Origin of the sequence: Streptomyces sp. NPDC005262 (genome assembly GCF_042872425.1) — a bacterium.
Lineage (GTDB): Bacteria > Actinomycetota > Actinomycetes > Streptomycetales > Streptomycetaceae > Streptomyces.
Window position 1 is genome coordinate 1 of record NZ_JBIAKK010000024.1, and the last position, 26,223, is coordinate 26,223.

General features: G+C 69.1%; 25 protein-coding genes and 3 pseudogenes. 18 read left to right on the top strand and 10 right to left on the bottom strand.

Annotation, left to right across the window (positions count from 1 at the left end; genetic code table 11):
• Positions 1-291: pseudogene (locus tag ACFYP5_RS35845) on the top strand (ABC transporter); the annotation flags it as partial.
• Positions 288-1,079, top strand: coding sequence for an ABC transporter permease (locus ACFYP5_RS35850; protein WP_389043635.1), 792 nt, complete (start codon positions 288-290; stop codon positions 1,077-1,079). The pseudogene ACFYP5_RS35845 and the gene ACFYP5_RS35850, both read left to right, overlap by 4 nt.
• Positions 1,080-1,364: 285 nt before the next feature.
• Here the strand turns inward: ACFYP5_RS35850 and thpR are convergent, their stop codons facing one another.
• Positions 1,365-1,940: an RNA 2',3'-cyclic phosphodiesterase gene (gene thpR / locus ACFYP5_RS35855; RefSeq protein WP_389043638.1), complete on the bottom strand. Its 576-nt coding sequence runs from the start codon at positions 1,938-1,940 to the stop codon at positions 1,365-1,367.
• Positions 1,941-2,314: 374 nt separating this feature from the next.
• Between thpR and ACFYP5_RS35860 the strand changes: the two genes are divergently transcribed.
• Positions 2,315-3,547: an MFS transporter gene (locus ACFYP5_RS35860; protein WP_389043640.1), complete on the top strand. Its 1,233-nt coding sequence runs from the start codon at positions 2,315-2,317 to the stop codon at positions 3,545-3,547.
• Between the two features lie 574 nt (positions 3,548-4,121).
• Here the strand turns inward: ACFYP5_RS35860 and ACFYP5_RS35865 are convergent.
• Positions 4,122-4,727, bottom strand: coding sequence for a CGNR zinc finger domain-containing protein (locus tag ACFYP5_RS35865; RefSeq protein WP_389043642.1), 606 nt, complete (start codon positions 4,725-4,727; stop codon positions 4,122-4,124).
• A 1,072-nt stretch (positions 4,728-5,799) separates the two neighbouring features.
• Between ACFYP5_RS35865 and ACFYP5_RS35870 the strand changes: the two genes are divergently transcribed.
• The 3 genes from ACFYP5_RS35870 to ACFYP5_RS35880 all read left to right on the top strand — a co-directional run bounded on the left by ACFYP5_RS35870 (position 5,800) and on the right by ACFYP5_RS35880 (position 7,838).
• Positions 5,800-6,468 (top strand): SDR family NAD(P)-dependent oxidoreductase, encoded by a 669-nt coding sequence (locus ACFYP5_RS35870; protein ID WP_389043645.1) that lies wholly within the window; start codon positions 5,800-5,802, stop codon positions 6,466-6,468.
• A 560-nt stretch (positions 6,469-7,028) separates the two neighbouring features.
• Positions 7,029-7,508 (top strand): lamin tail domain-containing protein, encoded by a 480-nt coding sequence (locus ACFYP5_RS35875; protein WP_389043647.1) that lies wholly within the window; start codon positions 7,029-7,031, stop codon positions 7,506-7,508.
• A gap of 99 nt (positions 7,509-7,607) precedes the next feature.
• Positions 7,608-7,838: a hypothetical protein gene (locus ACFYP5_RS35880; RefSeq protein ID WP_389043648.1), complete on the top strand. Its 231-nt coding sequence runs from the start codon at positions 7,608-7,610 to the stop codon at positions 7,836-7,838.
• A 129-nt stretch (positions 7,839-7,967) separates the two neighbouring features.
• Here the strand turns inward: ACFYP5_RS35880 and ACFYP5_RS35885 are convergent, their stop codons facing one another.
• Positions 7,968-8,165: a hypothetical protein gene (locus ACFYP5_RS35885; protein WP_389043816.1), complete on the bottom strand. Its 198-nt coding sequence runs from the start codon at positions 8,163-8,165 to the stop codon at positions 7,968-7,970.
• A 621-nt stretch (positions 8,166-8,786) separates the two neighbouring features.
• On the opposite strand from ACFYP5_RS35885, the gene ACFYP5_RS35890 reads away from it, so the two are divergent.
• The 3 genes and pseudogenes from ACFYP5_RS35890 (at position 8,787) to ACFYP5_RS35900 (ending at position 10,833) form a co-directional block, all read left to right on the top strand.
• Positions 8,787-9,236, top strand: a complete 450-nt coding sequence (locus tag ACFYP5_RS35890; protein ID WP_389043651.1) for a spore-associated protein — start codon at positions 8,787-8,789, stop codon at positions 9,234-9,236.
• Between the two features lie 975 nt (positions 9,237-10,211).
• Positions 10,212-10,415: pseudogene (locus ACFYP5_RS35895) on the top strand (hypothetical protein); the annotation flags it as partial.
• Complete coding sequence (locus ACFYP5_RS35900; protein ID WP_389043818.1) at positions 10,390-10,833, top strand: PP2C family protein-serine/threonine phosphatase; 444 nt, start codon at positions 10,390-10,392, stop codon at positions 10,831-10,833. The pseudogene ACFYP5_RS35895 and the gene ACFYP5_RS35900, both read left to right, overlap by 26 nt.
• A 212-nt stretch (positions 10,834-11,045) precedes the next feature.
• On the opposite strand, the pseudogene ACFYP5_RS35905 reads toward ACFYP5_RS35900, so the two are convergent.
• Both ACFYP5_RS35905 and ACFYP5_RS35910 read right to left on the bottom strand, forming a co-directional pair.
• Positions 11,046-11,395 (bottom strand): annotated as a pseudogene (locus ACFYP5_RS35905) (VOC family protein); the annotation flags it as partial.
• 187 nt (positions 11,396-11,582) lie between these two features.
• Complete coding sequence (locus ACFYP5_RS35910) at positions 11,583-11,747, bottom strand: hypothetical protein (RefSeq protein ID WP_389043654.1); 165 nt, start codon at positions 11,745-11,747, stop codon at positions 11,583-11,585.
• Positions 11,748-11,801: 54 nt separating this feature from the next.
• On the opposite strand from ACFYP5_RS35910, the gene ACFYP5_RS35915 reads away from it, so the two are divergent.
• From ACFYP5_RS35915 to ACFYP5_RS35940, 6 genes are all read left to right on the top strand, one after another.
• The gene (locus tag ACFYP5_RS35915) at positions 11,802-12,476 is read left to right on the top strand and encodes an ArsR/SmtB family transcription factor (RefSeq protein WP_389043656.1); all 675 of its coding nucleotides are present in this window, start codon (positions 11,802-11,804) and stop codon (positions 12,474-12,476) included.
• Positions 12,473-13,210 carry an SRPBCC domain-containing protein gene (locus tag ACFYP5_RS35920; protein ID WP_389043658.1) on the top strand — a complete coding sequence of 246 codons (738 nt, stop codon included), beginning with the start codon at positions 12,473-12,475 and terminating at the stop codon, positions 13,208-13,210. Before ACFYP5_RS35915 ends, ACFYP5_RS35920 begins: the two co-directional genes overlap by 4 nt.
• A 119-nt stretch (positions 13,211-13,329) precedes the next feature.
• The gene (locus tag ACFYP5_RS35925; RefSeq protein WP_389043660.1) at positions 13,330-13,902 is read left to right on the top strand and encodes a dihydrofolate reductase family protein; all 573 of its coding nucleotides are present in this window, start codon (positions 13,330-13,332) and stop codon (positions 13,900-13,902) included.
• Positions 13,903-14,095: 193 nt separating this feature from the next.
• A complete protein-coding gene (locus ACFYP5_RS35930) occupies positions 14,096-14,593 on the top strand; it encodes a hypothetical protein (protein WP_389043663.1) in 498 nt (165 codons plus the stop codon).
• A 479-nt stretch (positions 14,594-15,072) separates the two neighbouring features.
• Entirely contained in the window at positions 15,073-16,011 is a 939-nt protein-coding gene (locus tag ACFYP5_RS35935; protein WP_389043821.1) for an Ig-like domain-containing protein, read from the top strand.
• Positions 16,012-16,283: 272 nt separating this feature from the next.
• The gene (locus tag ACFYP5_RS35940) at positions 16,284-16,871 is read left to right on the top strand and encodes a hypothetical protein (protein WP_389043665.1); all 588 of its coding nucleotides are present in this window, start codon (positions 16,284-16,286) and stop codon (positions 16,869-16,871) included.
• A gap of 245 nt (positions 16,872-17,116) precedes the next feature.
• Here the strand turns inward: ACFYP5_RS35940 and ACFYP5_RS35945 are convergent, their stop codons facing one another.
• The 3 genes from ACFYP5_RS35945 to ACFYP5_RS35955 are packed head-to-tail and all read right to left on the bottom strand — an operon-like array spanning position 17,117 to position 19,979.
• The gene (locus tag ACFYP5_RS35945; protein ID WP_389043667.1) at positions 17,117-18,328 is read right to left on the bottom strand and encodes a cytochrome P450; all 1,212 of its coding nucleotides are present in this window, start codon (positions 18,326-18,328) and stop codon (positions 17,117-17,119) included.
• Positions 18,329-18,367: 39 nt separating this feature from the next.
• A complete protein-coding gene (locus ACFYP5_RS35950; protein WP_389043669.1) occupies positions 18,368-19,762 on the bottom strand; it encodes an NAD(P)/FAD-dependent oxidoreductase in 1,395 nt (464 codons plus the stop codon).
• A complete protein-coding gene (locus ACFYP5_RS35955; protein ID WP_389043672.1) occupies positions 19,752-19,979 on the bottom strand; it encodes a ferredoxin in 228 nt (75 codons plus the stop codon). Before ACFYP5_RS35955 ends, ACFYP5_RS35950 begins: the two co-directional genes overlap by 11 nt.
• A gap of 691 nt (positions 19,980-20,670) precedes the next feature.
• Here ACFYP5_RS35955 and ACFYP5_RS35960 point away from each other — a divergent pair.
• A complete protein-coding gene (locus ACFYP5_RS35960) occupies positions 20,671-22,197 on the top strand; it encodes an MFS transporter (protein WP_389043674.1) in 1,527 nt (508 codons plus the stop codon).
• A gap of 163 nt (positions 22,198-22,360) precedes the next feature.
• Here the strand turns inward: ACFYP5_RS35960 and ACFYP5_RS35965 are convergent, their stop codons facing one another.
• Together ACFYP5_RS35965 and ACFYP5_RS35970 are read right to left on the bottom strand one after the other, a co-directional pair.
• Positions 22,361-22,780: a CoA-binding protein gene (locus ACFYP5_RS35965; protein WP_389043677.1), complete on the bottom strand. Its 420-nt coding sequence runs from the start codon at positions 22,778-22,780 to the stop codon at positions 22,361-22,363.
• A 638-nt stretch (positions 22,781-23,418) separates the two neighbouring features.
• On the bottom strand, positions 23,419-24,384 hold the full coding sequence (locus ACFYP5_RS35970) for a hypothetical protein (RefSeq protein ID WP_389043678.1): 966 nt from the start codon (positions 24,382-24,384) through the stop codon (positions 23,419-23,421).
• Positions 24,385-24,527: 143 nt separating this feature from the next.
• Here ACFYP5_RS35970 and ACFYP5_RS35975 point away from each other — a divergent pair, with 143 nt between their 5' ends.
• Both ACFYP5_RS35975 and ACFYP5_RS35980 read left to right on the top strand, forming a co-directional pair.
• A complete protein-coding gene (locus ACFYP5_RS35975) occupies positions 24,528-25,583 on the top strand; it encodes an ArsR/SmtB family transcription factor (RefSeq protein WP_389043681.1) in 1,056 nt (351 codons plus the stop codon).
• A 270-nt stretch (positions 25,584-25,853) separates the two neighbouring features.
• Positions 25,854-26,012: a hypothetical protein gene (locus ACFYP5_RS35980; protein ID WP_389043684.1), complete on the top strand. Its 159-nt coding sequence runs from the start codon at positions 25,854-25,856 to the stop codon at positions 26,010-26,012.
• Positions 26,013-26,223 lie beyond the last annotated feature (211 nt).

Here is a 26,223-nt window from a genome sequence, read left to right on the forward strand (position 1 = left end):
GGCCACGTACGACTCCGCTTCACCGACCCGGCCGCCTACCGATCCGCCGCGGTCGCACTGCGCGAGGCCACCCGGGACGACGAGGCGCTGGCACTGCAGATCCCCAGCGGCGGCAGCCAGCGCGAACTGCGCTCCATCCTCGACTGGCTCGATTCGGCCGCCATCGAGGCCGACGAGCTGACCGTCCACACCCCCGACCTCGACGACGTGTTCTTCGCCCTGACCGGCGGCACCGGCCCGCAGCCCGGCCAGTCCAGCTTGCCCAGCCAGACCAAGGAGTCTGTCCGATGAGCTCCCTCTCCCTCGCCGTCCGCGACTCGTCCACGATGCTCCGGCGGAATCTGCTGCACGCGCGGCGCTATCCGTCGCTGACCCTGAACCTGCTGCTCACCCCGGTCATGCTGCTGCTGCTCTTCGTCTACATCTTCGGCGACGTGATGAGCGCCGGCATCGGGGACGGCGGGGCGGATCGGTCCGAGTACCTCGCCTACATCGTCCCGGGCATCCTGCTGCTGACCATCGGCGGCACCACGATCGGCAGCGCGGTGTCCGTCTCCAACGACATGACCGAGGGCATCATCGCCCGCTTCCGCATGTTGGCGATCCACCGGGGGGCGGTGCTGATCGGCCACGTCGTCGGCAGCGTGCTGCAGTGCATGATGAGCGTGGTCCTCGTCGGGGCCGTCGCGGTGGCCATCGGCTTCAGATCCACGGATGCCACCCCCCTGGAGTGGATCTTGGCGCTGGGGCTGTTGACGCTCGTCGCCCTGGCGCTCACCTGGATCGCGGTAGGGATGGGCCTGTCCAGCCCGAACGCCGAGGCCGCCAGCAACAACGCGTTGCCGCTGATGGTCCTGCCGCTCCTCTCCAGCGCCTTCGTCCCGGTCGACGCGATGCCCGGCTGGTTCCAGCCGATCGCCGAGTACCAGCCCTTCACCCCGGCCATCGAGACCCTGCGCGGCCTGCTGCTCGGCAGCGAGATCGGCCACAACGGGTGGCTGGCCGTCGTCTGGTGCCTGGGGCTGGCCGTGCTCGGCTACGTCTGGTCCAAGTCGCTGTACAACCGCGACCCGGAGTAGCGGGAAAAGGACCGGCCGGCAGTTTGCGGGCCCTGGCCCGCAGCCCGTCCCACTCCGAGGGCGACGTACTCCGACACCGCGTCGGCGTGCGCCGCCCCGTCCGCGTCATCGACCGCCTGCCGGCCCCGCGCCGCCACGGTGCTGTGAACGCCCAGCGTCTGGTGCGCGCGTCCCGATCGGAGCCCCGCGGTGATTCACGTTTCCCCAGGTCGCCGGCGGCTCGTTCAAGATCCGGTGGAGTTCTCGTTGCCCAACGAACCGTCGTTCGGACCCCAAGGTTAAAGATCAAGTTAGGGACCAAGCCTCGATGTCGCGGTAGTGGATCGGTCCGCGGCTCCGGCCGACGTTGCTGCCGACCAGGTGCAGACGTTCGGCGGGCCATCGGCGTCCGTTGAACCCGGCGAACCCTTCGGCGATTTCTCCTGCCGAGGACCGATCTCCCCGGCGGGCGCGGGCCAACGTCAGATGGGGGCGCAGGGGCCGATCCTCGAAGGAGACCCCGCAGTCCTTGACGGCGGTACGGACATCGGCGGCGAGCATGTGCAGCCCATCGAGGTCTCCGTCGATTCCGCTCCACAGCACCCGGTCGTCGAAGGTTCCACTGCCGCGTAGCGCCAGGCAAAGTGGTCCGCGGTCCGCTGCGAGGTCGGCGAGAGGCGGTCGCAGGAGCGGCACCGTCCCGGCCGGTAGCTCCCCGAGGAACGCCAGGGTGATGTGCCAGTCTTCAATACGGTTCCACCGCATGTGAGGGTGGGTGTCATAGGCGGGGCGCAGCTCCCGGGCTAGTTCTTCTTTCGCGTGGTCGGGCGGGGCGAGGGCGATGAACACGCGAACGGTCGCGGGCTGATTCTGATCGTTCACACCGGACTTAGTACCGCACCTGGGTAGTGGAATGCGACGTTGTCGAATCCGAGATGCCGATCGCCGTGCGGGTTGAACAGGCGGGTGGCGACGGGCAGATCGCTCGGGTCCGGCTGCCAAGGCTGTTCCGGCCGGACATACGCCGTCTCGTCTGGACGGGCCGGCTCGGGGCGCCTACAGTCACTCCATTCGATCGGCTGAGACCAGCCGAGACCATTGGTGAGACTTCTGCCCGGTGACGGAGTCGGCGTGGGGTGCGTGTCCCCGCTCCACGCCAGCACTGGACGGTTCCAGGCGACGACCACGGGTCGGTGAATTCCGGACACCGACGACCCCGTGTGGTCCGCCCCGCCGGGCAGCGAAAGGGACGCGCCGTGCCGTCGGCGACCTACCGCACCCTGCTGCGCACCCCCGGAGCCGCAGCCTTCTTTCTGACCGCCGCCGTCGGCCGCGTCGGCATCGCGATGACCAGCCTCGGCGTCGTCTGGCTGGTGCACGGACAGAACGATTCCTATGCCGACGCCGGCCTGGTGACCGGCGGCTTCGCCGTCGCCGAGGCCCTGGCGGGGCCGCAACTCGCCCGGCTGATCGATCGCTTCGGCCAGACCCGGGTGCTGCCACCCGCGTTGGTCGCCCACGCCGCGTCGGTAGCCACTCTGCTGACGCTGGTGGCCGGCGGCAGCCCGAGCTGGCTGATGACAGCAGGTGGGGTGCTGGTCGGCGCGACCATCCCACAGCTCGGTGCGCTGTCCGCGGCCCGCTGGTCGGCACTGCTGCGCGGCGACCGGACCGCGAGGCTTCCCACCGCGTTCGCGCTGGAGTCGCTCAGCAACGCGCTGGGTTACCTGGTCGGCCCAGCCCTGGTCAGCACTGTCGGAGCGGGCGGACATCCGGCACTGGGCACGATACTGGCCGCCGTGCTGGTAGTGGTCGGCGGACTGGCCTTTGCCGCGCAGCACCGCACCGCACCGCCGCCGGTGTCCTCCTTCGCCGAGCGCATTCGAGCGCGCGGCTCACTGCTGCGGCCCGGATTTGCGGCTTTGGTCGGCCATAACCTCGCTATCGGGGTGTATTTCGGCGCCATGCAGGTATCGGTGACAGCCTTCGCGGTGGAACACGGCACGCCCGACGCAGCCGCTCCGCTGTTCGCTGTGTCGAACTGCAGCGGCCTGCTGGCCGGCTGGCTGTACGGGCTGCGCCGGTGGCGCGCGGAGCCGCGAGTGCAACTGGCAGCGGCCGCGGCCGGGCTGGCTCTTGGCAGCCTGCTGCTGTTCGCGGCGGGCTCACCGCTCGGGCTCGGGTTCGTGATCGTGTTGACCGGGGCGGCAGTCCCGCCCATCTTGGTGCTCTTCTCGGTGCTGGCCGAATCTGCCGTCCACCGGGCCGTCCTGACCCAGGCGTTCACCTGGCTGAATTCCGCCAGTGCGGCGGGCGCGGCCGGTGCAGCGGCAATCTCCGGCTGGGCGGTTGACGCATCCGGTGCGCCCGGCGGCTTCGCTGCCGCCACAACGGCCACCGTCACGATGGCGGTACTTGCCGCGGCCGGCATCCGCGCTCGGCACAGGCCGAAGCAGCAACTCGCCCGCCAAGAGCCCACCAGACGGTAGGGGCGAGATGGTGTTGAGATCGCCACGTCCAGGACACGGCCGCCTACCTGACTGCCACGACGAAGAAGGCGACGGAGCGATGACCACCTGGGCCTCCGGCATCTCCTGGTCCGAGCGGTGGGTGGAAGACCATGCGGCACCCGCTCGGTGGGCCGGCGGTCATCTTGCGCGTGCGCGACAGATCATGCACGTTCGCGTCGGCCGGAAATCGATTGACCACCCTGCATGGTGTGCCTTTCCTACGGGAGACGCCCATTCCCGCATTGGAAGTGACCAGTCGACCGGACAGCCTGTCCACGCTTTGCATAACTTGCTTCACATGGAGCTGACGTGGCGAACTCCCACGGAACTGCGGGCCAAGTCCGGCTCCGCATCCGAGTCAACGGACAAGGAGCGTGCACCGGTCTCGCAACCGCATCGTTCGTCGCCTTCGCAGGCAACAACGCAACCCCGACCGTCACGTCCGACAGCCTGCTGAGCGTCACCGTTCCTGTCGCCACCAGCGGATCGGTCGGTGTCGCCTGCACGACGACGGCGTGCCACGCGCTCAGGGGCAGGAGGCGCACCCTACCCGTCAGGTCAGGTCCGCGTCGGCAGCCAGCTCCTTCTTCCGCTGCCGGTAGGCCCGCATGGACGCCTGGGAGCCGCACTTCGTGCCGCAGTAGGCGGCAGAGCTGTTCCGCGTCCGGTCGAAGAAGCAGAAGTGGCACGGCTGGTGGCGACATGCCCGCAGCCTGTTCCACACGCCCGCTTGAGCGAGCTCGGTGATGCCGGCCAGGACGGTGCCGAACAGCCCGGGAACGCCGGTCTGCGCGGTCGCCAAGGACGCCCCCGAGGCGGTGACGACCGTCACCAGCGGATACCGGGCGGCGATGCTGCGCAGGTACTCCTCGGTCTCGGCGAGGACCTCGGGCGTGATGTCCTTGTCGCCGGAATGAGCGAGCAGCACGGTGATCAAGGCGTCGCGCAACTCGCGTGCGCCGGCCGCGTCCGCCTCCGTGACGTGGGTGGCCGGCGTGCTCAGGCCGTTCTCCAGCAGCCATGCCTGCATGTTTTGGGCGTTGGAAAAGCGCTCCTGCAGCTGGCGGGGGCCCGAGGTGTGGGTGTTGACGAATTGCAGGATGACGTCCACCGCCGGCGGCTGGGCCAGCGGGCTGGCTTTGGTGGTGCGCGCGGGCATCGTGTAGGCCTCCTCCCTCGTAGGCAGGCTAAACCATTCATGGTTACCTTTGAAACCAATACGGTGGCAATTCTCTTCCCGTGAGGCGAGCCGTCCCTCCCCGGGTGCGGAGCGGAGCCCGCAGTGGCTGCGGCGAGGTCGGCGCCGCGGCGCTGCCGCTTGGGCGACGGTGGTGTTCCGCCCGGCCGGGGCACCGCTTCCACCGGTCGCCCCCGGCGTGCGCGGGGTCGAAGAAGTGGTGGAGACACCGGAGCTTCCCGCCCGTCGCGAGGATCGGACCGGCGCGACGTGCCCACATCGCCCGGTGGGGCGACAGTCTCGGTGCCGCCGTCCCGACATGTCGCGTCCCGTCACGTCCTGTCACGTCGCGTTCCGTCCCGTCGCCTCGCGGGCGGCGATGACCGGCGGCGGAGCGACGGGGGCGCCGAGCTGGCCGGCGGGGGTGAACACGGTGACCGCGGACTGGCAGGCAGTCCACTTGCCGAGTTGTGCTCGTCGCCGCGTGCGCGCGCTGCCGCCGTGGGCGCGGCGCCTCCGCTCGCCGGTGCGCTTCGGCCGGCCGTTCGCCCGGTGACCCGTGCCTCGATGCCGCGTCAGTGTCCGATGTTTCCCGGCGCGCGTGCGGCCGCGCCGGGGCGGTGTGCCGGCGCCGGGGCACGGGCGAGGAGCGGCGTCTCCCTTTGCCGTCCGGCCCGGTGACGATACCCGTTTCGGCGTCTTGGACAGGTTCGTCGTCGAACTGCTCGCTGCGACCCTCTTCGTAGAAGGTCGCTCGTTGTGAGCTAATGCCTTACGTCCCCAACTTCGACGATGGGCGAGTCGCTCGGGAAGCAACTGGGATTCGTCTGGATCTCGACAAGGCCGTCAGCGACGACTGGCGCGCGGTGCACTTCATGCCGCCCGGTCCCGAGAGCTCGATCATGGCCGGCCGGGGGCTGACCTCCGACGCGAAAGATCGCAAAGCCGTAGCTGTCGTCGCGCGGCCGCCTGGGACGCGGGACAGCTCTTGGGGTCCGGGGAGCCGTTGTCGTAGCGGGCGGTGGCGCGGGTCGCGACTCCGGGGATTCGGCTGGTGGGGGCGTCCGGCGCAAGTGCCCAAAGGGTCGCGGTCGGAGCTCGGCGGGCCGATCGGCTGAAGGCCGTCACGGAGGACGCCCCCGGCGAGATGCTCCTTCTCGAACTGGACGTCACCGACCGCCAGTCGGTGAATGACGCGGTCGAGGCAACCGTTGCGCACTTCGGAGCCCTCGACGTCCTCGTGAACAATGCGGGCGTCATGCTCAGCAGCCCGATCCTCGGCGCGGACACCACCGAGTGGACTCGTATGGTCGAGACCAACCTGCTCGGATCGATGTACATGGTCCACGCAGCTCTGCCCCACCTGCTTGAGAGCAAGGGCTCGGTGGTGCAGGTCTCCTCGACCTCGGGGCGGGCGGCATCGGCCACGAGCGGCGTGTACGCGGCCACGAAGTTCGGCATCAACGCCTTCTCCGAGGCGCTGCGGCAGGAGGTCACCGCTCAGGGTGTGCGCGTCGTCGTCATCGAGCCTGGATTCGTCGCGACCGAGCTCACCAGTCACATCACGGACCCGGCCATCCAGGCCGCGGCCAAGAGCATGGCCGAGTCGATGCGAACCCTCCAGCCGGAGGACATCGCTGCCGCAGTGGTCTATGCAGTCACCCAGCCCGAACGCGTCGCCGTCAACGAGATCCCGATCCGGCCGACTGACCAGACCCGATGAACCTGGGGCGATCCCGCAGCCGTACGGTGTCGCGGCAGGGCTGCGGGCCGCTTCGCCGCTGACCTCACATGCCCGCGTCTGCCTCGGAAGCCGCGCCGTTCCCGCTCGCGATTGCCGCACCCCCTGACCGCCCGTCGGCACGGCTGGTGGCGTGCCTGGCCGGGGCCTCTGCAACCCGGTCACGTCGATCGGGTGCTTGGGAATGAAATGTGTGTCTGAATCACGCAGGGTTGTGGCTGTTACCGAGAGGTGTGCTGCCGGATGGGTGGCTCATGGGGCGGTACGGCAAGGTGTGCGGGGGAGTTGGAAATGGCTTGCTCCCGGCTGCGGGGCGGTGCGTGCATCCGGCAGTCGGTGTCAGGAGCACGTCCGGGCGCGGTGTGTGATCCATGCATCCGCGCGTTACGGAAATGTCCGCATTAAGTAACACGAACCGGTGTCGCTCTCCACGGTGGGGGAGTTGCCGCAGGGTGTGGGTTCTCGGCCTGAGGGGCCGGGACCCGCACCGCGCAGCATGGCCCTTGACCGGGTCCTGGGCGCCTTCACTTGAGGGGACGTCAATGTCTGCTTTTCGTACCGTCCGCCGTATTGCCGCTACCGCTCTGGCTGCCGGTTCGGTCGTGGCCGTGGTGTCGGTGCCGGCTTCCGCCGACAGCCACCACGGCCGCGGGCACGGCCGCCACCAGTCGTACCCCGACGTTGTCCTCGGTGACATCCAGTACGACAGCCCCGGTCGCGACGACTGGTCGAACCGGTCCCTGAACAGGGAGTGGGTCGAGGTCACCAACACCGGCCGCCGCGCGGTCAACCTTCGCGGATGGACACTCTGGGACCGGGCGGGCAACCTGTACCGCTTCGACGACCTGCGCCTGGCGGGCCGTGCCACGGTCCGTGTCCACACCGGGCGCGGCAATGACACCCGCCGGGACGTCTACCAGGACAGCCGGGACTACATCTGGAGCAACTACGCCGACAGGGCCACCCTGCGCGACGACCACGGCCGCACCGTGGACACTCACTCCTGGGGCTACCGCCGCTGACCCGGCCCCGCCACTGATGCTTCTGATCCGGCGTGCCACCACTCACACAGGGCGGTGGCACGCTGTACGTCGGGGTGGCTTCGGCTGGGGTGGCATCGTGTGCCGACAAGGCATGTGCATGTGCTGCGGGTGCCGACACCTGCATCGGACACGGCTGCCCTCTTGTCCCCGGCGCTGTCGCCCTGGCCGGTGAACGAGGCTCCGCGCCGTCCGCGCGGGCTGCTGACCGACGGCCTGAACAACCCCCACCTCGACCTCTCCGACCGCGCCACCGCTCCGGCCCAGCACGGCGTCACCTCGACGAACATGCGCACGCGGCCATGCCGGTGAGGAACGCGATCGGCTCGCAGAGCGCGGCCGGGCTGCTGTTGAACCAACGGCCGCCCTGTGCGCCATCGCAGCCACCTGCGGCGGCAGGTGGTCGTCCAGGGCGCCGACGTCGCCGCTGCGCTCGGCCGGTCAGTCGGGCAGGGGTACACGGATGACTGGGTCGAAGGGGCGCTTGTTGAATCCGGAGCGCACATTCCGGCAGTTGGGCGCCTTGCACATGAAGAACCCTTCGACGTTCCTCCGGCTTGTGCGCTCCTTGAGCCAGGACTTCTCCAGGGCGGTGAGCAGGCGATGTGGTTCGTCGGAGTCGCAGGTGTAGCAAAACATCGTGCTGCGCGGCACGACACCTCCTAGGACGGACGAGCTGGCCAGTGAGGAGCATATGGAGACAAGTTGGTCGACGGACAGTGGGCGACCGGCCGACTCCGCCGAGCAGGGATCTGTTGGCCCGTCACACCGGAGTCGTTCCGCGCCGGTATGCGGGAGGGCGTGACCCGTTCGCCCCGGCTGCGACATGCACCTGCCCGGACTGCGACCGGCCGATCGCCCGATCATCATCGGCGCGTTGCCGGCCACCGCCGTGGCGGCTCGCCGCGTCACCCCAGTCCGCGTCCCGGATGTCATCCCAGAGGGCCCGCCGATCTGACGGGGCCTTGCTGATCACGCCCTCGCAGGAGAAACCGATCACCCCCAGTGTGAGTGACACCTTCCCCATGCCGTCTGTCAAGCCGCGAGAACGATGGGCGGCGGCGTGGGCTCGTAGCACCGTGCGCCGCGGAGGCGTCACTCGTCCGGATCGGATCGGTGCGTTTCTCGTCCACGCGTACCAAGGGCTGCGGGCCGCTGGGATCACCCGACATCTCTGTGGGCGACCGGCACAACCATCCTTGCCGCTCGGGAGTCACATCAAGTGGGAGTAAACCGCTCTCAGAGACACAAGGGGGAAATATGCGAAGCATGCGTAATGTCATGGCTGTCGGGGCGTTAACCACACTGGTGGTGGGTGCCACGGCCGTGGTCGGCACGACCGCCTCCGCCGCACCCAACGTCACACCGCAGGGCGTCTGCGGCGCTGCCTACAAGACCGTGAACTCGGTGCCGGTCGGCTCGCTGGGCACCGTCTATCTGACGTACAACTCCTCGAACGGCAAGAACTGCGTCGCGACCATCCGTGCCAACCCGGGCGCGGCCAAGGACATGTCCACGTACATCTACGTCCCCGACACCGACGCGTGGGCCGGGGACTCCGGGAAGTACACGTCGTACGCGGGGCCGGCCTACGTCTACGGCAAGGCCCACTGCGTGAGTTGGGGCGGCAACATCGCCAACGTGTACGTGTCGGTGGAAAACTCCAACTGTGCAGCGCTCAGGGAACAGCGGGTCACCGAAATCCGCTGATCCGGTTCCTCACCCGGCCGCAAGGTCCCGCGCCGCCGCTCCCCGGAACCCGACGGCCATGCCGCTGACGGTTGCCGGGAAGGTATCCATGAGCCGCAGGCGGGGCGGGATCTTGTAGTGGGCCGGCCTCGCCACGGCACAGGGGGCGATATCGGCCAGAGGAAGGGCCGCCGCACCCGGCCTTTGCCCGGCGCGGGCCGGAGTCGATGACCGAGCGGGACCGCTCAGGTCTGCCGGCCGCCGCAGAGGGGCCGCACACCTCGGCCCCTTCGACTTCACCCCGCACCACCTCCTGCTTTTCCTGCCATGCCCGCCGGCCCCGTCGACCATCACCGCCCGCGTGGAGGAGGCCGTCGGGCCGGGCGGGATGGAGCTGCTCCGGATGGTGATGCGTAAGGCGGCCCCACACCTCGGTCGGCAGGTCACCACGATCGGGATGGTCGGCACCCGGCACCGGACGATGGCAGTCGTCTCAGACACCAGCGAGGGCACAGTGCCGTCATCAACGACGCCATGAACGACCTGACGCGTGCCGTGCTGCACAGGAAGCTGTTTCCGAACCCGGAGCGTCGGGGGGCGGTGGCCGGCTCGGGGCGATAGACAGGAGGGATGACCGACAGTGAGCCGAATGTCGGCGGCCCGGGACGGCTCAGCCCGAGCGGTGTGACCTGTGTGGGGATCCCCATGCCGGTGGGTGAGCGCGAGTAGTGCACGCCCGCCAGGTAGGACGGCTTGTGCGGCGGCATCGGGAGAGCCCATGGAACGTGATCAACCGCAACCTTCGAACGTCGCTGACCTGCATGACTTCCTGGACCACCAACTCGACCAGATCTCAGCGCAGCTCCGGGGGCTGGCCCGGACCAAGGACCGGTTGCAGGCGCTGCTGGACGCGGTCATGGCAGTCAGTCGGGAGTTGGAGCTGCCAGTGGTGCTGGAGCGGATCGTCACGGCTGCCATGGACCTGGTCCAGGCCCGATACGGTGCGCTGGGTGTCCTCGACGAGCAGGGCACCGGCCTGGCGCACTTCATCCCCGTGGGGCTGAGCGAGCAGGAACTGGCGAACCTCGGCGGTGTCGAGCTTCCACGCGGTCGGGGTCTGCTCGGGACCCTGATCCGCCGTCCCGAACCGCTCCCAGCGCAGTCCTCACGCAGCTTGACCGCACTCTCCACGCCATCACCAACAACCCCTTCACCACCGCCTGCCTGGCCCGCATCGAACCCGAAGGCTCCGCCTGGACCCTGCGCTGGAGCACCGCAGGCCACAGGCCACCTCCCGCCCCTGCTCATCACCCCCGGTGGGCGGCCGAAGTACCTGTATGCCGATCCCGGGATCCCCCTCGGAGTGGACGCCGACCAACCCCGCGCTGACCACACCCACCCCCTCTCCGCCGGCTCCACCGTGGTCTTCTTCACCGACGGACTGATCGAGCACCCCCAGCACCCCATCGACACCAGCCTCGACGCCCTGGCCCGAACCGCGGCCACCCTTGGCGACCTGTCCCTGAACGAACTCTGCAAGGCCCTCGTCGACCACCACCCCAGCGACGGCCACGACGACATGGCCATCCTCGCCCTGCGCACACCCCTGGCGACGTAGCCCCTCCGGCGGATGCGATCGAACGCGACCTCACCGGCGACGACATCGATGCTCAGGAGTTCGTCGCCATCCTGAGAAGCTTGTGAACCTCGGGCCGGCCCGCCCCCGCCGTCCTCGGATCGTGGATGCTCCGACAGTTCTATCCCTCGACGGCGGCCCTGGGCCGAGGGCCTGTCGTCGGCATCGGTGCGGGCAGCCCCGTGGCGCCCGAACACCAGGCAGAATGGGTGACCCACCGGATCCGCGAAGACCCGGTAACGTCCTTCCCACTCGCCTGGGAGACGTCTGGCTCCGAGTGCCAGAACCGCGCGCTCCGCAGCGTCCGCATCGTCAACACGGATGTCCAGATGCATCTGTTGTGGGTGCTGCGGATCCGGCCAGGCCGGGGCGTCCAGTGTTCGCTGCGCTGGAACGCGAGTTGTCGCGAGCCGGGCGCGGCACCGATCACGACCCAGTTCTCCGAGTCCTCGTCGACCCGCATGCCCAGGAGGTCTGCGTAGAAGGCTGCGAGCGCACGCGGATCAGGGCAGTCGAGCACTGTCTTTTCCAGGCGGCCAATCATGCATCGACACTAGAGCTTGTGCCGTATCCGCGTGCGCGGGATCAGGCTTCGGTGCGGTTCAGTGAGACTGCGTACTCCAGCCACTTGGCCACCACGTCCTGGGACTCGTCCAAGGCCGGATCACGACTTCCACCAGGTACGTATGCCGGAGACCGGTCCGGGGTGGTCACAACGGCGAGGGGCCGGCTCAGCGCTGCACGACGGCCTGCGTGTCCTGGGCGAAGTGCATGACGATCGCCGTGTGGCCGGCGGCGACTTCGCCGATGAGGCCGGACGGGATCGGCCGGCTCGGCGATGCGATCCGGTCTCGGTAGGCAACGGGCGCCGGAAGGCCGTGCCCCTCCCACGACACACCGACAGCAAATTCTGTCTTGACAAAATTTTTTGTCGGTTGGATTCTGGAGTGGTGCTGGACGTCGCTGTGATCGAAGAACCTGCTGCGGCCGAGGCGTCCCTGGACCCGATACGGTCCCGGATCCTCGCCGCCCTGGCCGAGCCCGGCTCTGCCGCCATGCTGGCCGTCCGCCTGGGGCTGCCCCGGCAGAAGGTCAATTACCACCTGAAGGAGCTGGAGCGGCACGGGCTGGTCGAACTCGCCGAGGAACGCCGCAAGGGCAACGTCACCGAGCGGGTGTACCGCGCGACGGCCGCCTCCTACGTGATCTCACCCAGCGCTCTGGCCGCCGTCAGCCCGGACCCCTCACGATCTCCCGACCAGCTCTCCGCCCGCTGGCTGCTGGCGCTGGGGGCCCGGCTGGTGCAGGAGCTCGGGACGCTGCTGACCGGCGCCGCCCAGGCCAAGCGGAGGGTCGCGAGCTTCGGCATCGACGCCGAGGTGCGGTTCGCCTCCGCGGCCGACCGGATGGCCTTCGCCGACGAGTTGGCCCAGGTGGTGGGGGCCCTTGTCGGCCGCTACCACGACGAGTCCGCCCCGGGGGGCCGGACCCACCGCGTGATCGTCGCGCTCCACCAGACCCCCGCGCCGCAGCCCGGCGCGCCAGGGAGCACGGCCGGCCCGCGGCAGGAGGCCGGGGGAACGCACGAGACCGAATCCGAAGCAGGACAGGGAGACCGACGATGACGCACCCGTTCGAAATTGAGCTGGAGACCACCCTGCCGGCGAACCCGGAACAGGTCTGGGAGGCGATCGCCACCGGGCCGGGTATCGACTCCTGGTTCATGGGCCGCAACGAAGTGGAACCACGCGAGGGCGGCGTCGCCGCCATGGACACCGGGGGCCACCGGGAAGAGGCGCTGATCACCGCCTATGAGCCCGGCAAGCGTTTCGCGACCCGCACATCCACCGGCGAGGACGGCCGGTTCATGGCCTTCGAGTACCTGATCGAGGGACGGGACCGCGGCAGCACCGTGCTCCGCGTCGTCCACAGCGGCCTGCTCGGCGACGACTGGCAGGACGAGTACGACGCCCTCCGTCGCGGCTGGCCGTTCCACCTCCACACGCTCCGCGAGTACCTGGCGCACTTCCCGGGACGTGCCGGGGTCCCCGTCTTCGCCGTGGCACCCTCGGGCGGGAAGTCGACGCAGCAGGTTCAGGCGGCATTTGTCCGTGGGCTGTCACTGTCGGCCCCGGTCGCCGTGGGTGCGCGGGCGCACGCCGAGCCGGCCGGTCTGGCGCGGCTGGACGGCGAGGTGGTCTGGGCGGACGAGGAGCGCACCGAGGTCCGATCCGCCGACGGGATCTACACCTTCCACCATGGCTCCGGCGTGGCGCTGATGTTCCATCACCTGTTCGGAGCGGACACGGAGCGGGCCGAGGCCGCCTGGCAGCGGTGGCTGACCGGACTCCTCGCCTGACATCCGCACGCCCGGACCCGGCGACCGGGCTGCCTGTTCGGCGGGAGTGCAGGTCCCGACAGCGACGGAACAACCGCAAGCAATCGAAGATCGACAAAACGAGAAGGTAAGGAAGACTCATGCGTACCCTGATCAGCACCGCGTTCATCTCGCTCGACGGCGTCGTGGAGGCCCCGGGCGGTGAGCCCGGTTACCGCAACTCCGGATGGACCTTCAAGGACGTCGAGTTCGTCCCCGATGCATTCGAGATCAAGAGGCGGGAACAGAACGAGGCCACCGCGATCCTGATGGGCCGGATCAGCTATGAGGCGTTCAGCCCGGTGTGGCCGGAGATGGAGGAGTTCGCCGACTACAAGGCGATGCCGAAGTACGTCGTCTCCACCACCCTCACCGAAGACGACCTGGTCTCGAACTGGGGCGAGACCACGATCCTGCGCTCACTCGACGAGGTCGCCGCCCTGAAGGAGACCGAGGGCGGCCCGATCATCGTCCACGGCAGCGCCTCCCTGAACCACGGCCTCTCGGACGCAGGCCTGATCGACCGCTATCACCTGCTCGTCTATCCGCTGCTGCTCGGCGCGGGCAAGCGGTTGTTCAGCACCACGGACAAGGACACGCAGAAGTTGACGCTGGTCGAACACGAGGTCTACCCCAACGGCCTGCAGAAGAATGTTCTCGACGTCATCCGCTGACCAGACCCTGGCACCCCGGTCCCGCCACCTCCTCCTACTGGCCGCTCGGTCGCCCCGCCCCCAGGTAAGCACCGCCCAACGGCGCTCAGGCCGGGCCCGGTTGCCCTGGATGATCTATTCCAAGGGGTAGCGGCTCTGCGTGGACCGCTAGGATCCGGGCGTGGGGTACGGGGTCTGCGGGGGAGATCGGTCCATGGTCGGCTTGGCGGGTCCGGGACGTCGGGGCGCGCTCGCGCTGGGCTTGGCGACGGTACTCGTGGCGTGTACGTCGACTGCGAAAAGCGCAGACGGCAACGGAGTCCGTACGGACTCCGAACCGCTCGAACGTCGGTTCGTCGCGCTCGGCCCGCTCTCCGGCGCACATTGGCTTGGCGTCGTGCTGGGTACCCCCGATTCGAGGGTTCCCGGCCCCACTGATGTTCGTGTGGTGGGCTTCGCCCGGCTGCGAGCCGGTGCCGTCGCCTCCATCGTGGGGGCAACGCGGCGAGGCTTTCGGTCCGCGAAGCCTGACCAACTGCCGTCTACGCTCGTGCAGTTCATGCCCAAGAAGGCCAGGTGGGTCCGGAGCGAGTCGTTCGACCGTCAGGTGACGGGCGAGACGTATTCCGGGATGTTCTACTTCGACCCGGGCGCGGACTGGGTCTACTTCGACACGGTCAATCCGAGTGTCGCCTCCGGCGCCGGAACGTGATCGGGTTCCCCTGTTCGGCCACGCAGATGATACGAGGGCGTTCGAAGTGATCTCGTGATGAACGGCCTGGACACCCTCGCGACCGCTCTCCACGTGAAGACCGACGACGTGCTGAAGGACTCGCCGCAGTGCAGCCCGTGGTGGGCGAAAGTGGGCATATCGCCGCAGCTCGGCGATGCCGGACCGCCGGCCCTGGCGATGGTGCAGGCCATGCCGGGGTTCACCTCCGAAGCTCGGTGGCTGCGGCACGTCCGCTCCCGTCTGCGGCACCACAGCACGCCCGTTACCAAGACGGTGCCTCTCGTGGGGGCGGGGTGTGCAACGAGACTTGGGACAGGTTTTACGTCACGCACGCAACTGCGGCACACTCGTCGCTGTCTGACAGTGAGTCGGGCCCGTCAGGGCCGTGGAGCGAGAGAGCGGGGCAGGTCGTGGGACGGCGCAAGGGCGACATAGGGATCGCACTCGTCACGGGCGTGATGCTGGTGGGCGCGAGTGCCTGCGGCGGGGGCGGCAGTCACAAGGCGAGCAGGGACGACGCAAAGGCGTCGAGCAGGCCGAGCGCGAGTGTCTCGCCGTCACAGACGAAGCCCGCGGGTCCGCCGATGCTGCTGGAGACGATCACTCCACAGACGGGAACCACGGTCGGTGTGGTCATGCCGATCTCGGTGATCTTCACGAACCCGGTGGCGGCCAAGGCACGGGCCACGGTGGAGAAGCACATGAAGGTGAGCGCCTCGCAGCCGGTGTCCGGGGCCTGGCACTGGTTCGGCGACAGGCGCGCCGACTGGCGGCCGAAGACGTACTGGCCCTCCGGTACGACGGTGAAGATCGACGCCGACATGAAGGGCGTCAGCAACGGCAACGGACGCTACGGCGTGCACGGCTACACGCACACCTTCAAGATCGGTGACGACGTACGCGCGGATGTCTCGGTGACCGGCCACACCATGAAGGTGACGCGGAACGGCGAGGTCGTGCGCACCTTGTCGATCAATGCGGGCAGCGCCCAGTATCCGACGTGGAACGGCACGATGGCCGTCATCGACAAACAGGAGAAGGTCCACATGACCTCCTGCAGTGTCGGTATCAGCTGCGACAAGGGCAGCCCCAACTACTACGACCTGACGCTGCCCTGGGACGTCCACCTCACCCAGTCCGGCACATATGTGCACTACTCGACCGGCGACCCGAATCCGGGCAGCGGCAGTGCCCGCGGCTCGCACGGCTGCGTCCACCTGTCCCTCTCGGACGCCAAGTGGTTCTACGGCCAGGTGAAGCAGGGCGACCCCGTCACCATCACCGGTTCGCCGCGTGCCAAGGCGCCGGCCGACAACGGCTACGCCGCCTTCAACCTGGGATGGGACCAGTGGCTCGCGGGCAGCGCCTCGGGGGAGGAGACCACCGCGACGCTGTGACAGGCTGCGGTGGCGGCGCCGGTCCGCGGCGGGGCGGAGAGGTGCCCGGTGACTGGACGTTGTCGGACGCTCCGACAAGCAAGGCGCGGTGCCGGGCAGCGCGTGCCTGGCATGATCCGGAAGAGAAGGCCCCAGGCGCGCCCCTGGCCGGCGGTCGGCGCGGCCGACCAGGGGCGGGCCATCCGGGCGAGGCGCCGGGCCCGTACGGCATGGTGCCCAGGGCCGCGGCGCCTTGCGGCGGATGCTGATGCCTCCCCGTGCAGGAGAGGTCCGTGAGTGATCCCAGCCCCCGAGTGACCCCGAGGCGGGTATCGGTCGCAGCAGGCGATGACATTCCCGCTCCCGGGGTCGTCGGCATCGGACTTGCCGCGGTGCTGACGTTCGCGCTCGCCCAGGGCTCGTGGCAGTGGTTCGCCACGTTCATCGGGGTGACGCTCCTTGCCGTGATGCTCGCCTTCCAGCGACGGGCGGAGTGGACGCCGGACATCCGCTCGGCGTACATCCGCGGCCTGGTCGCGTATGCGTTGGTCGTCGGCTTGTGCGTGGCGATCGCACTCGCACCCCTGCTGCAGCGCCGGGCCTGGCTGTTCCCGATGCCGGGCACACGCAGCGAGTGCGGCCTGATGGGCAGGTACGAGGCCCTCCAGGTGAAGGCCGCTCTCGGGAACCTGGCCGGCAGTGACGGTGCCGCCCTGGCATTCGCGCAGGAGGCCCAGGCCCGCAATGCCGTTGCCGAGTGCCTGGCGGCCACGACGACTCTGTGGCTGCCCCTGTACGGGCTGGGGGCGGCGGTGCTGGTGGGGGCAGCTGCATGGTTCCGCGACCGGGCCCGGGCCCGGCGCGGTCCCGGCGGCTACTGAGGTCTGATACCCGGCTCGGTCTGGACGAGCACGGCGTGTGGTCGGGCACGGCGCAGGGTGTCCACGTCAGTGCGGATACGGGCGGCTGGACAAGCCGGTTCGCCTACCTGATTTCGATCCCGCGCGCGGCGAGTGATGCACGGCCACGTTCTGTGCCGACCTGGGCTTCCCGTGGCGTACCGCTACGCCGCCGGCGCGGTACGACTTCCCTGCCTGGTCAAGGCGGCTCGCGCCGCTCACCGCACTCAGGCTGTGAGGCCTTCGATCGCAACGGGAAGGTGGCGGGGGCCGCGCAGCACTGCGTTGGCACGGTACGGCGGCGGGTCCTCGATCAGCCGGGAGAACTTGACCCGGCGGAACAGTTCGGGCACAGCCACGTGTAGTTCTATGCGGGCGAGAGGGGCGCCGAAGCAGTAGTGGATGCCGGTGTAGAAACCCAGGTGCTCGTTGTCCTTGCGGTCGGGATCGAACCGGTCGGGGTCCTTGAAGCGTTTGGGGTCGCGGTTGGCCGCGGCCAGCATGAGCCAGACGGGCGAGCCCTTGGGGATCGTGGTGCCGGCGACGTCGATGTCGGCCAGGGCGGTGGTCCACGGGACGAACTGGACCGGTGGCTCGTACCGCAGCACTTCCTCGATGAGCGGGACGGCCAGGTCCGGATCCTTCTGGAACCGCTCAAGGATGTCGGGGTGGCGCAGCAGGGTGAGGGTCGTATTGGTGATCGCGTTGACGGTGGTCTCGTGACCGGCGACCAGGAGCAGTACCGCGGTGGCCTCCAGGTCTGCCGGTGTCATGTCGGGGGCGAGCGCGCTGAGCATCCCGGGTCCGGGGTGGCGGCGCTTGGTCTCGATCAGATCGGCCAGATAGGCGCCCATGTCCTGGCGCGCCTGCTGTGACTTCTGCTGGCCGTTGCCGTCGGCGGCGGCTTGGGGATCGAGTCCGGACGCCAGGGCGTCGGCCCAGCCGTGGAAGAGCGGTTCGTCCTCGCGCGGTACTCCCAGGACCTTGCAGATGGCGGTGACGGGAAGGGGGTAGGAGAAGTCCTCGACGATGTCGACCTGGTCCTTGCCTTCGAAGGCGTCGAGCAGCTCGCTGACGACCTGGGCCAGGTCTCCGCGCAGGCCGTCGAGGAATCTGGGGCTGTGCGGGGGACCGAACGGCCGGTTGATGGTGTCGCGCAGCCGGTCGTGCACGGGCGGGTCGGTGAATATGAAGCTGGGCGGCAGGCCGGTCTCCTCCGCCGGATGCCCGACGCGGGCGTAGCCGGGTGCACGGTTGCCCGTGTCGTTGCTCAGCCGGGGGTCGTTGGCCAGGCTCCGCACCTCGTAGTAGGTGCTGACCAGGTAGGTGCCGTCGTCCTCCCGCAGCACCGGTGTCTTGCGGAGCTCCGCGTAGAGCGGGTACGGATCGGCGCGATTGGCGTAGTCGGTGATCTGCGCGGAGATGGTGCCGGGCGTCATGGCGTCTCCTCGGGGCTGCGGGCGGCACAAGGCCGGTGATCAGGCATGCGACGGAACGAACTCGACTCGCCGCTCGCTCGGTGAGTGACCCGTCAGCGTGACGGTGGGCCCGTGGGTGGGCAGATGGGGGTCGGGGAAGCCCGGGTCGAGCGGCTGCAGCGTTTCGTTTCGGCGGTCGACCAGGCGGTACTCCGGCGGGAACGGCGCGCCGGCCGCGATCTGCTGCTCGTAGAACCCCAGCCACTTGGCTCCGTCGAAGGACACCGCGGCGATGACGCGGTCGTGGTACCCGTACACCGCGACGAACCGCTCCTCGGCGAGCGTCCCCTGGGCGACGACCAGCTGGTCGCCCAGCGAGGGAACACCCACCGACTTGATGTTGACACCGAACTGGGAGGACCAGAACATCGGCAACCACAGGTGAGGACGGCGCTCGGGACCTGCACAGACCATGTTGTGGGCGGCGATCTCGGCCTGTTCGACCGCGTTGCCCCAGTGCTCCAGCGCCAGGAACTGGTAATCGAACAGGGGGTGGGGGCTGCGTGCGACATCACCGGCGGCGTAGATGTCGTCGGTGACGATGCCGTTGACGTCGAACACCCGGCACCCGGCGTCGCACGCGATCCCGCGGGGGCCCGCGGCCACCCCCGATCCGACGAGCCATTCCGTGTTGCGGACGGCGCCGAGCGAGACCACCGCCACCTGCACGTCGATCGCTGAACCGTCGGACAGATGGGCGCGCCTGAGTCGCCCCACATCGTCGCCCTCGAGGGCGGTGACGCTGATCCCGCAGCGCAGGTCGACTCCGTGCTTGCGCTGCAGCCGGTCCGCGACCGCGCCGATCACCCCGCCGAGTGCGCCTACCAGCGGTGCCGGGCCGCGCTCGGCGACTGTGACCTCAAGGCCCAGCTCCCGGCAGGCCGACGCGACCTCGGAGCCCGTGAAACCGGCGCCGATCACCAGCACCCGGGACACGCCCCCGGCCAGCTTCCGCTGCAAGCGTGCGGAGTCGTCGCGGGTACGCAGCACGAAAACCCCGTCGAGCGCGGCCTCATCCGGATGGAACCAGGGCCGCGCTCTGGTGCCGGTGGTGATCAGCAGGCGGTCGTAGGGGACGGTGTCACCGTTCGCCAGGCGCACCAGCTTGGCGTCCCGGTCCAGGCCCTCGGCAGCGACGCCCAGCCGCCATTCGGCGTCGATGTCGCGCCGCCGCGGCAGCGCGGTGTCCTCGGGCCGCGCCCGCCCGAGCAGCGCCTGCTTGGACAGCGGTGGCCGGTCGTAGGGTTCGTACGGCTCTTCGCCGATCATGGTCAGCGATCCGGTGAACCCCTTGTCGCGCAAGGTCTCCGCGGCGCGCAGACCTGCCAGCGAGGCACCGACGACGACAATGCGGCCCTGGCGCCGCAAAACCTCGACGTCCGTGTCAGCCGACATGGGGACCCACCCGCTTCGTCGGCTCGTCGGAGTAGTCGACAAGGATGGCCTGGACCGGGCAGGCGGCAGCAGCCTTCTCCACCCGGTCACGTTGTGCCTCGTCGAAGCGAGGGGAGAACAGCAGCGCTTCGTCGCCGTGCAGAGCGAAGACGTCCGGGGCGAGGAAGACGCACTGCGCGAATCCTTGGCACCGGTTGAGATCGACGACAAGCCTCATTTGGAACACACCCGCTCCCTGCTCAGGCAGCCATCGCCGCAAGCTCTGCAGCCCTGCGCTCGGTCCACATGGTCGGCGGGCATGCCTCGCTTTCAGCATCGACCCGGTCGGAGCGGCTCGCAAACGCGGTGCGGGGCTTGGGAAACCGTCTCTCAATTGAATGGAAACGGTTGGTTTTTGCTGGTCAGGCATGGTTTCACTGAGGTGAGGGAGGGATGCGGCGACTTTGTGTCTGCTTCGGGGTCGAGGGGTGCGCGATGGCGTCGGTGCCGGGAACAGCGGAGGAGCTGGAGGCGGCTGACCGGATTCGTGTGGAGGGTCTGCGGGAAGAAGCCACGGAGTCGGCTGAGGTGCTGGAGGCAGCCGCGGAGATTGAGCTGGACCGACAGGTGATCGCGCGGGAGGAACTGGTCGAGGCCCTGGTGCGCAGGGAGGGCCACTCGGACCCGCTCGCCGCGCTCAGCACGCCGGCTGTCGTTCCTGTTCCTGAGCGCGGCTATGGCTGTGCGGCATGTGGCCTCCGGAGCCCTCTCCGGACAGGACCTGGCCGGGTGTACTCCTCTCCACGCTGACCGGCGCGCCTCCCCAGCAGGGCATCGCTTCATGGTGCTGTTTATCCGTTTGGACCCGGGGTACCCGGCCTCGGCGCCAAGGGCGGCGACGCAGGCCGCCCGACAGGAGGCAGAGTCCCATGAGCCGAGGCGGAGAAGCAGCCACCGGAACAGTCACGACAAAGGTCCCCGCGAGACTGGACCGCCTGCCGTGGTCGCGATGGCACTGGATGATCGTGATCGGCCTGGGAACTGTCTGGATCCTCGACGGCCTGGAAGTTACCGTCGTCGGGAACATCGCCGGCCGGCTCTCCGAAGCCGGCAGCGGCCTGCCGATCAGCAGCGCTCAGGTCACGGGCGTCGCGGCAGCGCTCTACGTGGCGGGCGCCTGCTCCGGCGCTCTCTTCTTCGGCTGGCTCACGGACCGTCACGGCCGTAAGAAGCTCTTCCTGATCACTCTCACCGTCTACCTCGCGGCGACCGCGCTCACCGCCATCTCCTTCTCTGTCTGGTGGTTCTTCCTCTTCCGGTTCCTGACCGGGTTCGGTATCGGCGGCGAGTACGCAGCCATCAACTCCGCTATCGACGAGCTGATCCCGAGCAGGTTCCGGGGCCGCGTCGACCTGATCATCAACGGCAGTTACTGGCTGGGTGCGATGGGTGGTGCTCTCCTGTCGGTCCTCGCACTCGATACCGACATCTTCCCCAAGGATGTCGGCTGGCGGCTGACGTTCGCCCTCGGCGTCGTTCTGGGACTGGTCATCCTTCTGGTACGCCGTCATGTGCCGGAAAGCCCGCGGTGGATGTTCATCCACGGTCAGTCCGAGGGTGCGGAGAAGCTCGTCGACGAGGTGGAAAGGGAGGTAGAGGAGGAGACCGGCCGCCCGCTCCCCGAGGCGGAGAGCGAGATCACTGTCGAACAGCGACGGAGCATCGGCTTCATCGAGATCGGGAAGACCGTCTTCCGCGACTATCCCAAGCGCGCGACGCTCGGCTTCGCGCTCTTCGTCGGACAGGCGTTCCTCTACAACGCGATCACCTTCGGCTTCGGCTCGATCCTGGTCACGTTCTTCGACGTCTCCACCGGAACGACCGGCTACTTCTTCGCCGCCATCGCGTTCTGCAACTTCCTGGGCCCCCTGTTCCTGGGCCATCTCTTCGACACCTGGGGCCGTCGGCCGATGATCGCGGGGACCTACATCCTCTCCGGAGTTCTGCTGTTCGTCACTGCCTGGCTGTTCGATGCCGGACGGCTCGACGCCGTCACGATGACGCTGTGCTGGTGCGTCGTCCTCTTCTTCGCGTCGGCGGGTGCGAGTTCGGCCTACCTCACGGTCAGTGAGATCTTCCCGATGGAGACACGAGCCATGGCGATCGCCTTCTTCTACGCGATCGGGACGGCGGCCGGCGGTATCTCCGGCCCCCTGCTCTTCGCGGGCCTGACGCAGAGCGGAGTAGTCAGGGACGCCGCTATCGCGTTCTGCGTGGGTGCGGCACTGATGGTGATCGCGGGCCTGGTGGCCGTCTTCTTCGCGGTGGCCGCAGAGCAGAAGTCGCTGGAACAGATCGCCGTGCCGCTTTCGGCGGTCACGTCACAGGACCGCGCGCTGCACCGCGGAGCCGATGAGAAGAAGCCGGGCTCCCCGCCGGGCGCACCGGCGAGGTGACGCCCTCTCACGCAGACGATCCAGTGACCCGCGCCCGCCCCTGGCTCCGTCCGCATAGCCCTGGGAACGGGCCGTCGCCGGATGTCGACGGCCAGGCAATTCCCCGGGTCCTGTTCGATGCCGGCCGCTGCGTGCAATGTGCGGACTCACACGATCGGGAGCGTCAGCCCAGCCCCAGTCGGGGTATCTCCCGACCGGGGGAGCGGTCCATCACCATCAGCAGGCCGGCCTCACGAGCCCTGTCGTAGGCGGTCTCGTCTATGACGCCCAGTTGGAACCAGATCGCCTTGGCGCCGATTGCCACTGCCTGGTCGGCGATGCCTCCGGCGAGGGCGGAGTTGACGAACACGTCCACCACATCCACCGGGAAAGGGATCTCCGCAAGGGAAGAGTAGCCCGGCTCACCGTGCACCGTCTCGGCCTTTGGGTGCACGGGCACCACCCTCTTGCCGATGCGCTGCAGCTTCTCGGCCACGCGGTAAGCGGCCCGTTCGGGGTTGTCGGACAGGCCCACCACGGCCCAGGTGTCTCCGGCAGCGGTGAGAATCTGCCTCATTGTCGCGTCATCGCCATAGAGCGTCATGCGCGGCACCGCCGTGCGGTGGTGAGTTCCGCACCAGTTGCCGCCAACCGCATGATCATCGGGAGGGCCAGGTCTGGGGACTTCGTCGGTCGCATGAGTAGACGTTAGCTAGTTTGAATACTGTATGCAATAGCATCTCGGGCATCCACCGTTCGACAGGAACAGCAGGGGAAGATCGTGATCCGCAGGAGCGTCGCGCGCACCAACTCAGGGTGCGCCGCTCCGCGGTACGGCCGGGCCGTGAGCAGCCGGGCAGCGGCTGAGCGCATCCTGCTCCACCTTGCCCGCCCCGACCGCGCTCCGCGCGGCTGGCAGCAACGGATGCGACGACGACGTCGACATCGCCCGAGCCAACGCCTCGCGCACGGCGTTCGCCGACGGCTCCGGCACCACTGCTGCGCCCGATTACGCGGACACGCCGGCGACCACTGACCCTCACCCCCGCCCAGCCTCCGGCGACGCGGCTACGTCGGGCGGACTCTCGGCTGACTTTCGGAAGTCGCGCATCCTCGGTCGTCGAGCGCGGCCGGCACCCGCCGACAAACGCTGCCGCCGGACGTGATCAAAGCCGGGCCGGTAATCCCCCCTGTAGGGCATCTCCTACGCGTAGTCCTCCTGCACTTCGCCATCCCCTGGTGTCAGCGGTTCTCGGAGCGTTCGCAGATCGGGTCGTGGATCGCGCTCACGGTGTACGGAGGCTTTCCCGGGGGCTCGTCGTTCTGGCTGTTGACCACGTACAGCCGGCAGCCGTGGCGGGCCAGTGTCGTGGGAAGGTCGAAGGGTTCGCCGGTGATCCTGTGGGTCACTGACCCGGCGCGCAGGCCCTTGTCCAGCTCGGCGATGTAGACGCCGCTCGGGGCGCCGTAGTTGAGTACGGCGTACAGCGTGCGGCCGCGCAGCAGCATGCCGTCCGCGCCGAAGGACTCCCCGCCGAGGTCCAGGAGCGCGGTCTCCCGCGTGGCGACGTCCACCCGCCACACGGCCTCGGTCCCGTTGGAGGCCACGAGCAGGGTCGTGCCCTCCTCGTCCGCCACGATGCCGTTGAGCAGCCAGTACTGTGCCGGGAACTGCGGGAAGGCGGAACGGATGTCGAGCCAGGGCAGGAGCGGCCCCAGGACCCCACCGTGGATCTCGGCGCGATGGACGACGGGGTTGGCCCAGTCCGTGACGTAGACGGCGTCCCTGGTGATCACCAGGTCGTTGAGATCGGACGCCCCGAGCGGACCGTCCTGTGCGCTGCGCGAGGCCAGCAGCCGCCCATGGCGGTCGTGAACGGTCAACTCGGCGCCGCCCACCGAGAAGACCCGCCCCGTGACGTCGGTGTGCACCCCCAGGGTGCTCGGCCGGTCCTCGATACCCGCGACGCGGAAGGGCCGCAGTCGGGGATCGCGGACGTTCCCGCGGTACAGCGTGCCGGTGCCGTCCGAGGACACGTACATCGTGCCGTCGCGGCTGATGGAGATGCCCTCGGGCAGGACGCCCGGCGACCGCGACACGACGTAGGTATCGGGCAGTTGGCGGGCGGCGGCCGGGGCGGGCACGGCGGCGAGGCCGACCAGCAGGGCCGAGGCGCCGAGGCGTACAAGACGGGCGGTTCCGGGCATCGTCGCGACCTCCGGGTACGTGAACGTGTACGTGGACGAGCCCCACGCCGCGGGGCCGCCTCGAGAGCCTGTCGGGCGCACTTCGCCGACGCATGGCCTTTCATGTCTGGGCGAAAGGCTCCACCGGACCGATAATCGTCGGCGTGATCCGTTTACACTTCGACGCCGCCGATCTGCGCCAGATCACCCTCGCCCCGGGGCCCAACGCCCTGTGGGAGACAGCTCTCAGCGTGCGCGGCGTGCGCACTGGGACTGCCTTCGGAGGCCGCGCCCGCCCCGCCGTCGACCGGTGGCAGCGCCGGATGAACGGAAGCCTGGCGGCGCGCGCCGGGGTTCTGCTCGACCTTGTGCCGCGCGACGGCTCCATGCCGGATTTTCTGCTGCAGCCGTCTGCCGCGGACTTCGGCGCCGCCCTCGATCTGGCCGGCCGCACCCCCGCCGACGTGCTGGCCACGGACCTGCGGATCGAGGACTCCTCCGGCTCGTCCGGCCGCTGGTCGCGCGAGTTCGCTGCCGGCGCGGCCGCGGCCCGCCGGACCTTCGCTCACGACCTGCGGCGCTATCACGCCTCGTCGATCGCTCCGCTGTGGCCGCGGGTCCGGACCGACGGCCTGGCCGATCGCGCCCTGCGTGCCGAGATGCTGTTGCGCGGGGGCGTCGACGCACTCCTGACCACGCTCAGCCCCTTGTGGCTCTGGGATCCGCCGACCCTGCACCTTCCATCACGGTCCACGCACGACATCCCGCTGTGCGGCCGCGGGCTGCTGCTCATACCGTCCTGGTTCGCGACGGGGCCGCTGGTGATGTGGCGCCCGCAACAGTCGACGGTGCTGATCCACCCAATGCACGTGTCGGACCGGCCGGGCGCCCCGCCCGGCGCTCTGGGGCCGCTGATCGGGCGGACTCGGGCGGCCGTGCTCGCCGGCCTGCGGGACCCGGCGACGACCACCGCGCTGGCCGAGCGGATCGGGGTCTCCCTGGCGGCGGCCAGCCAGCACGCCACCGTCCTGCGGAACGCGGGACTGGTGTGCACCACCCGGATCGGGGCGGCGGTGCTGCACAGCCTGACCCCGCTCGGGCAAGCCCTGCTGGAGGGCGAACCCCCACGGCCGGCGACGGCAGGCGAGCCAGCCCGTGGTGCGTTCGATGGTCCGGCGTCGCCGCCCGCGCCGCGTTCGCGGAGCCATCGGCACAGGTAGTTGGTGCATAGAGCTTGGCAGGCGTTCACCTGCGAGGGCTACGGTGGGAACGGACCGGCGGTATGGCACGGCCAGGCACTTCAGGGCCTCGCACCCGCTGATGCCCGTCTATAGCTCAAGGCTGTGAAGTTGCGGGGTGGAGTCCGGTGTCAAGGACGGTGTGATCAGCCGGTTCGCCGGACGTAGGAAGCGGAGCCCGGGTAGAACGACGTCTGCCAAGACAAGCCTTTCAAATGCGGGAGCTCCGCTGATCAGGTGTGCGTGGGGCGGATGACGGCCAAGAACCTCGATCAGCGCGCAGGTGCCGCCCCGCTCGCCATGGGCGTTGGCTGCCGCCGTCCACCAGGCGTCGTGAAGCGCTGGAGGGAAGAGGACAGTCACGAAGAACGCCATCAGAAGGCCGAACAGGATCAGTTCGTCCCGCAGTAGAGGCAGGAGGAAGAGGTAGAGGCTGTTTTCCGCAGAGTGACTGGGAGCCAGTGGGGCGGCGCTCGGCCCTCTCCTGGTCGCCGCGTCCACCGCTGTCGCCATCGCGCTGGAAGCCGTCCTGGCCAACGGCCATCGCCATCTGTTCGACGAGCACCACGTCGCCGCCTACATCGCCACCGCCCTGGCCGGTATTCTCGCCACCGCACTGGCC